This is a genomic window from Blautia sp. RTP21359st1_E11_RTP21359_211015, from assembly GCF_040910705.1.
GTDB classification, from domain to species: domain Bacteria; phylum Bacillota; class Clostridia; order Lachnospirales; family Lachnospiraceae; genus Blautia_A; species Blautia_A fusiformis.
In genome coordinates this window covers 1-8980 of sequence record NZ_JBDGAB010000062.1, presented here as the reverse complement: position 1 = coordinate 8980, position 8980 = coordinate 1, and the positions used below count along the sequence as shown (strand labels likewise).

General features: G+C 35.9%; 8 protein-coding genes and 2 pseudogenes. All 10 read right to left on the bottom strand.

Going from position 1 to position 8980, the window contains the following annotated elements; translation table 11 throughout:
- Positions 1-193: pseudogene (locus tag AB5026_RS16205) on the bottom strand (FUSC family protein); the annotation flags it as partial.
- Positions 194-226: 33 nt separating this feature from the next.
- Complete coding sequence (locus tag AB5026_RS16200; RefSeq protein WP_005347239.1) at positions 227-1270, bottom strand: HAMP domain-containing sensor histidine kinase; 1044 nt, start codon at positions 1268-1270, stop codon at positions 227-229.
- Positions 1270-1980 (bottom strand): response regulator transcription factor, encoded by a 711-nt coding sequence (locus AB5026_RS16195; protein ID WP_148445670.1) that lies wholly within the window; start codon positions 1978-1980, stop codon positions 1270-1272. The genes AB5026_RS16200 and AB5026_RS16195 overlap by 1 nt, the downstream gene beginning before the upstream one ends.
- The gene (locus AB5026_RS16190) at positions 1959-3392 is read right to left on the bottom strand and encodes a phospholipase D family protein (protein ID WP_195566957.1); all 1434 of its coding nucleotides are present in this window, start codon (positions 3390-3392) and stop codon (positions 1959-1961) included. Before AB5026_RS16190 ends, AB5026_RS16195 begins: the two co-directional genes overlap by 22 nt.
- A 198-nt stretch (positions 3393-3590) precedes the next feature.
- Complete coding sequence (gene cls / locus AB5026_RS16185; protein ID WP_368213840.1) at positions 3591-5150, bottom strand: cardiolipin synthase; 1560 nt, start codon at positions 5148-5150, stop codon at positions 3591-3593.
- A 35-nt stretch (positions 5151-5185) separates the two neighbouring features.
- Complete coding sequence (locus AB5026_RS16180; protein ID WP_005360232.1) at positions 5186-5866, bottom strand: GTP pyrophosphokinase family protein; 681 nt, start codon at positions 5864-5866, stop codon at positions 5186-5188.
- 38 nt (positions 5867-5904) lie between these two features.
- On the bottom strand, positions 5905-6882 hold the full coding sequence (gene bsh / locus AB5026_RS16175; RefSeq protein WP_015526515.1) for a choloylglycine hydrolase: 978 nt from the start codon (positions 6880-6882) through the stop codon (positions 5905-5907).
- 134 nt (positions 6883-7016) lie between these two features.
- A complete protein-coding gene (locus AB5026_RS16170) occupies positions 7017-7421 on the bottom strand; it encodes a hypothetical protein (protein WP_021650147.1) in 405 nt (134 codons plus the stop codon).
- 7 nt (positions 7422-7428) lie between these two features.
- Entirely contained in the window at positions 7429-7725 is a 297-nt protein-coding gene (locus AB5026_RS16165; RefSeq protein WP_015526518.1) for a hypothetical protein, read from the bottom strand.
- 9 nt (positions 7726-7734) lie between these two features.
- Positions 7735-8449: pseudogene (locus AB5026_RS16160) on the bottom strand (DUF6017 domain-containing protein); the annotation flags it as partial.
- Between the last annotated feature and the right edge of the window lie 531 nt (positions 8450-8980).

Sequence of the window (8980 nt, the reverse complement as noted above, 5' to 3'; positions counted from 1 at the left end):
CACCTACAATGCTGTTCTCATTTCCAAATAGGATGCTGAAAATACTAACAAAGGAAAAACAAAATGCCAATGTAACAGCTATCTTCACCAGATATACCCACATATGATATAATTTTTCTTTTAGTGTTTCACTCTTTTTCAACAGGTTTTTAGAACCTGCCTGATTTAACTGCAACTCCTGATAAAATGTCATATAAATCCTCCCATCTTCTAATTTATCTTAAAACTATATAATCTCATCTTTCTGCTTTGGCAGCTCTATAACAAATCTGCATCCACCATATTCACGGTTTTCTGCTTTGATTGTTCCTCCGGCACTATCTACAATCCGTTTTACAAGTGCAAGACCTAGGCCATTTCCTTCTGCTTTATGAGATCCATCTACCTGATAGAACTTGTCAAATATTCTGGATTTTACATCATCCTCTATTCCGGGTCCTTCATCTTCCAGAATGAACTTAACAGAATCCTGTTCTTGTTTCAGAAACATCGTAATTGTCCCCTTTGAAGGGCTGAACTTAATCGCATTATCCAAAAGATTTATCCAGATATGCATAAAAAGTCCTTCATTCCCAGTATATTTAACTTCCTCCAATTCTACCTGAAAACCAATTTCTTTTTCTGTCCATTTTGTTTCCAATGAAAGAAATGCCTGGCGGATCTGTTCATCCAGACGATATTCTGTTTTTTTCATTGGTATATTCTGATTCTCTAACTTGGATAACAGCAAAATATTACCAACCAATCCGGAAAGTCTTTGGGTGTTAAATAAGATTTTTTCTACATATTCCTCTTGATCCGGAGACAGTTCTTCTCCCTGAAGCAGCATTGTATATCCTTCAATGGCATTAATCGGGGTCTTAAACTCATGAGAAACATTAGATACAAAATCCATCTGCAGCACCTCTGTTGCACGAAGTTCTTTTGTCATAACGTTAAAACTTTGATAAGATTCTCCAACTTCTGCTATACGGCTGTTCGTTTCCAAATGCTGTTCAAAATCTCCCTGAGAAACTTCCTTCATTGCTTTACTAAGTCTGGTAATTGGTTCCAGTAACTTTGCATTGATAAAGGAAGTGATCAGCCCTGCAATCAATGTATTGAAAATCAAAAGCCAGCCAAGCACAGGTATGCTGCCCGGCAGATTAAAAAAATGATTCAAAAAAGCAAATAATAAAGCAGATATGACTGTTGAAAATACAAGTGCCAGCCAGATTGCACCAGTCAGACAGGATCGGATCCGCAATCCTTTTTCTTTCTTTTGTTCCATTATTTTTTCACCACCTTGTATCCAATTCCACGCATTGTTACGATTTCAAAATCAGGGTTATCTTTAAAACGCTCTCTGATTCTTCCTATATGTACCTCTATCGTATGTGGGTCTGCCTCCGTCTCGTATCCCCATACTTCATCCATCAACTGTTGTTTTGTAAATGTTCTGCCTGGCGAAGCTGCAAGCTTATATAAAAGCAGGAATTCTTTTTTAGGCAAAACAAAACTTTCCTTATCAGTTGTAACCGTCATTGCATCATAATCAAACTCTGTTGAACCGATCACAATTTTGTGTTCATTCAGTATCTGTGCACGGCGAAGCAGTGCTCCGACTCTTAAAACCATTTCATTCACATTTACCGGTTTTACCATATAATCGTCACTTCCCGAAAGAAATCCCTGGCGCATATCATCAAAGGAACCTTTTGCAGTGATCATAAGCACTGGTATCTGATATCCTGCTGAACGGAGTTCTGACACCAGTTCATAGCCATCCATAACCGGCATCATAATATCAGAAATGATCAGATCAATATATTCCTTATCCAATACTTCTAATGCCTGTGCTCCATCCGATGCACTTTTGACTTGATATCCATTCTTCTCAAGCACTTTTTGGAATAGCTGGCTTAATTCTTTATCATCTTCTACAATCAATATTTGAAACACGTTTTCCTTCCTCCTCATTAAAACAGATACCTTGCCCATCCAAGCAGATGCTGTACCAAAAATATTTTTCTCTGACGTTTCTTTGTTAATTCGATTGGCTCTACATGATATGGATCATTATAAGTTCCGCCTTCTAATATCTGGCGGGACACTTTTTCATATTCCATCATGCCCTCTTCCAACTGTTTATTAATATCTTTACTGCGAATTACAAGCATCAGTTCCGTATCCAGATATGCACTTCTCATGTCCATATTAAAGGAACCGATTACAGACAGATCATCGTCAATCAGAATACTTTTTCCGTGGTATGAATAACCGCCTTCATATTCCCAGATATTAATTCCTGTACTTAAAATTCTATTTCTGTTTTTCGCATAATCGGCAGCCCCAAATGGATTCCCATTATTCGCAACTGAATTTGTCATGATAGAAAAATCTGAAACGTTCTCTGCAATCTCCTTCCATGTATTATACATCATATCATTACAGATAATATATGGCGTGTGGATCTTCACACGATTTTTTGCATTTTTCATCAATTCTCCCAACTGATACCACACTACTGGTTCTTTGGAACCTGTGTGAATAGGATTTGACACTAATGTAATTTTTTCTGTCTCAAAAGTTTCGTCCGTATAATTGGTCTCGCAGATTCTTTCCTTATTCTCTTCAAAATATTTCTGATAGCTGTTCTGCAGCTCTAAAACTGCGTTCTTTACAGATTTTCTATTTGCCAGTTTTTTATTGTTATGAAAATAACCACTGTCTTCCTGATTCCATATGGTTTCAAAATACTCTGACAACTGGTTAACTGAATTTTCTTTCTCAGGTTCATCGCAAACCACTAACACGTCTCTGTCATAGTTCTTATGTCCCGGAAAATCACCCAGGAAATAATTGTATGTATTTCTTCCCCCAAGAATATATCTCTTTCCATCTGCAATCAAATATTTATCATGCATTCTACCCATCATTTTCCACGGTTTCAACGGATTGGCCTTATTATACAGTTTAATTTCAACATTCTCATGGGAAGATAATCCATAGAAATACGGATTTCCTTCCATATCAATCCAGCTCTCCATTCCATCTACTAACAGACGAATATGTACCCCTCTGTCTGCCGCATCATGCAGTGCTCCTAAAATCAATTTTCCACTTTCATCGGATTGAAATGCAAAAGTAGAAAGAATAATTTCCTTTTTTGCATTCTTGATCAAACGCACTCTTTGTAAAAGCGCTTCTGGATTCTTTTCTATGATTACTGCCCGTTCTGTATTTTCACTGCATTCGTTCCATGACCCATTTTTTGTTTCTTTTTTGGTTGTATTGGACACTTCCGGCTGCTTTTTATATGCAACGCAGATTCCGAGCAATTCATAAAAAGCCACACATAAAAAAATTGCCAGTATAACAAGAAGGATTTTACATATTTTATGCTTTTTCATTGTACATCACCTGATTCCTTTTTATTTCATACTTATACAATACAAAGTCAATCTCAATTTAACCTCAACAAGGTTTGTTTTTTTCATCCATGCAAAATCTTCTTTGTACAACAGACTGTTAGATATAGCAAAAACGGCCTTTCAAAAACAGTTAACTTCTAAATCAACTGTTTTTTGAAAGGTCGTTTCATCAGATTCTTATAGCAATCCAGCAAATAATCTCATAAATAATTGTCCCAGTCGCAAATATGCACTTCGTCCGGTTTGATATTGGTCTGTCACATCACGACATTCTCCCATCGTTCTTATCAGATCATTTTTTATTTCCACAACTGCCTGACAATCTGCCATAAAACAGCCGTTTTCAAAATGGTGATATAAACTTCGATAATCCAGATTAATTGTTCCACAAGTTGCCATACAGTCATCTGCCACACTCATTTTTGCATGACAGAAACCAGGAGTCCACTCATAAACACGAACACCATGTTTAACTAATCCATGATAAAAAGAACGAGTTATATTATAAATGAATTTTTTATCAGGGATACCAGGTGTGATAATTCTTACGTCTACCCCGCGCTTAGCAGCCAGACATAACGCATGCGTCATTTCATCTGTTATGATTAGATATGGAGTCATAAACCAACAATATTTTTCAGCTTTATTTATCATACTGATATAAACTTCTTCTCCTACTTGCTCATTATCCATAGGGCTGTCTGCATAAGGTTGAATAAACCCAGTTTGCTGTGCCGCATAATCATAGTGGAAAAGGTATTTACTAAAATCAGAATCATTAGCATCCTTATCACTTACTGCATTCCACATTTCCAAAAATGTCACCGTAAGCGACTGAACAGCATCTCCTTCTAAACGAATACCTGTATCTTTCCACTGTCCATACGGGTGTGTGTAATTAAAATATTCGTTTGCTAGATTATATCCACCTGTAAATCCGACTTTTCCATCAATAACTGTTATTTTTCTATGATCACGATTGTTCAAAAACAGATTTAAACCTGGCATAAACGGATTGAATACACGGCAATGAATTCCTATTGCCTCCATCTTTTTCACAAAATCTGTGTTAATAAAGCCTATAGAACCCATATCATCGTAGAATACTCTAACTTCCACACCTGCTTTTACTCGCTCTTCCAGAACATCTTGAATCTTATGCCATGCTTCAGCGTCTTCTATCGCATGATATTCCATAAAGATAAACTTCTGTGCTTTCTCCAAATCCTTAAGCTGTGCCTCTAATCCTTTCACTGCTTCATCAAAATACACAATATCCGTATTCTGATAGATTGGATACTGCGAATTTCTTTGTATGTAACTTGCTATATTTCCTGCTTTCGGAATTGTTTCTTTTATTTTGCTCAAACACTCCTGACTGTCCGGAAGCATTGGTAACAATTTGCTATCAATTTCTGCATATCGCTCACGCATTTTATGTGTGCCACCATTCAAACCAATCAACAAATACAGGCCTACACCCATAATTGGAAAAATTAGAATTAAGATGACCCAAGGCATTTTCATAGAGGATGTCTTATTTGATGCGTACAATCCCAAAACCAAGATCCCACTCAAAATCCTTGTAAATAAATTTATGATTTCTGCATATTCATTCAAGCGTGTTACGATAGTAATAATAAAAATCACTTCCAGAAGAATGCAGATTATGGAAAAACACAGCCGTTTTACCCCATTTTTTGTTTTTGCTTTGCCCTCTAAAGTATCTTGTTTCATATATATTCCACCTTCCTACTTGCTCAGTTTTCTCCCTAAATTTCATGGAACATACCAATTTTGTCTTTTATTCTCTGCATTTCATTATCTGCTTCAATGATAGCTCTTGCAGAATGAAGTAATTCTTCACTTATCTCATCATAGCCAGGCATTTCTTCAATTCCTTTTTTATAGCGAAGTTGATGTTCCAATGTTGCCCAGAAATCCATGCCATTGGTTCGAATCTGTAATTCTACACGCATAGGTGTTTTACCCTTAGCAAAAAATACTGGTATTTCAACAATCATATGATAGCTTCGATAACCATTCGATTTTGGATTTTTTATATAATCTTTTATTTCAATAACTTTAATATCATCCTGTTGGGTAATCAAATCTGATATCATATAAATATCGTCAATAAACGCACAAACTATTCGAACGCCTGCTACATCATTGAGATATGTCTGTATATTTTCTGTTGTAAATTCATATCCCATCTTCTGCAATTTATCGTAAATACTATTGGGTTGCTTAATTCTTGTTTTTATAAAAGAAATAGGATTTCGATTGTTCTCAACTGAAAATTCATCATCCAAAACCTCAAGTTTAGTTTGTATCTCCCGAATAGCACAACGATACATCATCATTAAATTATAAAATTTTGTAGCATTATTTAAAAACTGTAGTGATTCCGGACTGTTCATCCTGAGTTTTTTTACTTCATCTTTTGTCATGGAACTTTCCTTTCTACCTCATCCCTGATTTCAAAACATTATTTATTTTGATAGTTGATTCGTTCTCCTTGAATTACTGGATAACAAATCATTTTATCACTATCCAGATTTTCTACATGCATATCTACTGCACTGATCTGATGGTTTTCATAAGTATTGTAATAATAAATACCTTTTGTAACATTACAACACGACGTATACAATGTGATTTCATATTTTCCATCCGCTACTTCGCAACATCCTCGTTGCTGATCCACAGATCCGAGAATGTGGAAGAATTGGCTAACGCTTTCTTCCTCTGATTCACCTGAAATTGCATTTACCTTTGTAAAAGCTACACGTACAAAGCGTGAGGAAGATGAGAGATCTCCCGGAAGACCTAATCCTCCCATACCTCTACTATATGCATCAAGAGCCAAATTTTCGCAGAAAGTATTTCTGGGCTGTTTAGGAGATAAATACATATAATTATTTAGTTGAAACATCTGCTGTGGAAATGGCGGATTATTCGTAAGCACTCCTACTGGATTGTCATAAATATGCAAACCATCCGACATAGATTCTACCGTAATTGACTCATTCTCATCAGAAATGATCCAGTGTAATTGTGCTAATGGTAATTGCTCGCTGAAAGGAGTATTAACAATATTAATTCGTTCAAGAAGCTCGCGAACTTCAACTAAAGAAGAACACTGACTTAAAATCCACGGAATAAATTCAAACTGTGCAATATTTTCCACATCTGGCTTAATCGCGGAATAAACAGCATTTCCGACAAAATTCAGTCCTGCCATTGCCACTCCTTTTTCATTCATAGCATCATAATACAAAGGATAATCCTCTGCAACATGAGCCATTCCAATAATTGCATAATGATTTTTCATATCGTCAACATGGCGAAAATTAAACGCATAATTACGTGGTGTAATTACTATCTGATCACCATAAGAGAATTCATAATCGAGGGTTCGTCCAAAGTAAAAATCTTTTGTTTTATAAGTTGCTGCTGTACACATGATCATTTATCCTCCTAAATAGATTGAAATATGTCAATGAGTTTTTTTCTTGAACAATAGTATAGCACAATCTTTTATTCTGTTCCAACTTCATACATGATCATAACATGTAAACTTTAAACTATTTTCCTAGATTATTTCTCCATCAGTTTTTCAAACCAGGTATCCATAGCTAGGATGAATTGACCTACGTCTGGCAATTCTTGCAGCATTTCGTTTAAGGTTTTGTGCTTCACATATTTCTGCACATACACCCAACAGGCAACGCTACTGGCTTCTGATACAATGTCAGCTATGGTTTTGCGCATAAGCTCTTCAAATTCAGCAATTTCTTCTTTTGGGACAACATCATACAGTGTTGGTGCCTGATGACTTAATTTTACGCCATTTTCATTTGCATCTTTAAGCAGATTCTTAACTTTTTCTCTTGAATTCTCCGGTACTTTCATGTACTCCCACATAAATGCTACCACATCGGACGGTGTGTCTTTTTTAAGTGGTGGTAACTGAATATAATCATTGTTTTCGCTCATTTTCATATCCTCCTCACGATATAATAAAATCAATAATACGTTCTCTTGTCATGTCCAGTACAGTATCTACGAACACTCCTGCAAACAGGATCAGATACAGAATAACACTCAGCGCAAACAGGAATACAACCTGTACCCAGTCATGGTAACAGTATGCAGTTGCTATAATCAACAAAGTGAATATAAAACCAAGGATTCCCCTTACAACCGCATAAGTCTGTACTGTCATCTTCACTGCCAGGCCGATCACAAAAAGGATCAGCCATACCGGCAGTAATAATATCTTTCCAGCAAGTTTTAAAATAAACATGTGCACCTCCTATCTTACCAGTCCTGGCATATCATGGTTCACCTCTGCCTGATAATACCCGTTCATCGTTGACGGTGCATTAAACAGGGCTGCTAATAAATATTTCTTGATGTTCTTCACCTTTGTGGTGTTACCACTCATACAGTGTAAGACATACTCGATATGTGAATAGGTCAGCATCAGAAATTTTTTCTTCACCAGTGATGCCGGATACCAGTTGCTGGCAATCAAGATCTTGTCATTTTTACACATCACAGTCTCTACGATCAGGTTCACGATTTCATCTACCTGTCGCATATCGTCATGATGGGTTACTTCCAGTGATTCATAATCAATGGTCTCTTTGACAAGGTTTTCATAAGCCTGATAATCCTCAGAGCGATTATCGCTATCAAATCTTTTCTCATCCACAGATATGATAGGATTAGATTTATTATCATTCATTTCAGTATCACTAAGATTAGTATTATTAGGGTTTGAAATGTAAACTTCTTGAAGTTTGTTTTTGGGACTTCATGAAGTTTGAATTGTAAACTTCTGTAGATTCCTCATTTTCCACAGAAGTTTGTTTTTTAAACTTCTTTAATTCCTCTCCAAATTTTTTCTTATCTGTTTTCTCAGGCATAAAGGTTTTCACGTAGATAACGTTCACCTTTCCAAATCCCTGTCTGCGTTTCTCAATCAGACCAATTCCTGTTTCGTCATCCAGTTCTCTGACATTTCTTTGTCCTCTTTTCTTTGAATTATGAAAGAAAAATTATCCCTTCATATAACGAAACGCTCAGAGCCTGTTTTACAGTGGTCAAAAGCAAATTTTTTTACTTTTTTTCTTACGAGTTTTCTTGCGAGTTTTTTTAATGCCACTCGTAAGAAACTCGTAACATTAGATTTCTGCATTTTCTTGAAATTAAGTAAAAGAAAAAGAGCATATGGAATTGAATCCATACACTCTATGATTACTGAAACTTTATTTCATTTTTAATTCAACAAACTGGAAGTTGACTATCAACTGATAATCAAAAATATCATTCCTAAAATTGCAAATCCTTCACAGATCGCAATTATCTAAAATCTGTCGAGCTCTTCGTATAGAAAAACAGTAATTTCATTCTTTCGAAATTTTTAATTCTACGTCTCCGTTACTCAGCAATTCTACAACCTCACGCTCTGGCATATTCATTTTTCCCAGTCTTACCTCTTGTTTATCATCGTTCACGGAATCCTTGTTAGAACTACCACATGCAACCAGACAGGC

What these genes read in the sequence shown, in the direction of transcription:
- AB5026_RS16200 (WP_005347239.1), bottom strand. Translation starts at nt 1,270, where the DNA reads ATGGAACAAAAGAAAGAAAAAGGATTGCGGATCCGATCCTGTCTGACT.
- AB5026_RS16195 (WP_148445670.1), bottom strand. Translation starts at nt 1,980, where the DNA reads ATGGGCAAGGTATCTGTTTTAATGAGGAGGAAGGAAAACGTGTTTCAA.
- AB5026_RS16190 (WP_195566957.1), bottom strand. Translation starts at nt 3,392, where the DNA reads ATGAAAAAGCATAAAATATGTAAAATCCTTCTTGTTATACTGGCAATT.
- cls (WP_368213840.1), bottom strand. Translation starts at nt 5,150, where the DNA reads ATGAAACAAGATACTTTAGAGGGCAAAGCAAAAACAAAAAATGGGGTA.
- AB5026_RS16180 (WP_005360232.1), bottom strand. Translation starts at nt 5,866, where the DNA reads ATGACAAAAGATGAAGTAAAAAAACTCAGGATGAACAGTCCGGAATCA.
- bsh (WP_015526515.1), bottom strand. Translation starts at nt 6,882, where the DNA reads ATGTGTACAGCAGCAACTTATAAAACAAAAGATTTTTACTTTGGACGA.
- AB5026_RS16170 (WP_021650147.1), bottom strand. Translation starts at nt 7,421, where the DNA reads ATGAAAATGAGCGAAAACAATGATTATATTCAGTTACCACCACTTAAA.
- AB5026_RS16165 (WP_015526518.1), bottom strand. Translation starts at nt 7,725, where the DNA reads ATGTTTATTTTAAAACTTGCTGGAAAGATATTATTACTGCCGGTATGG.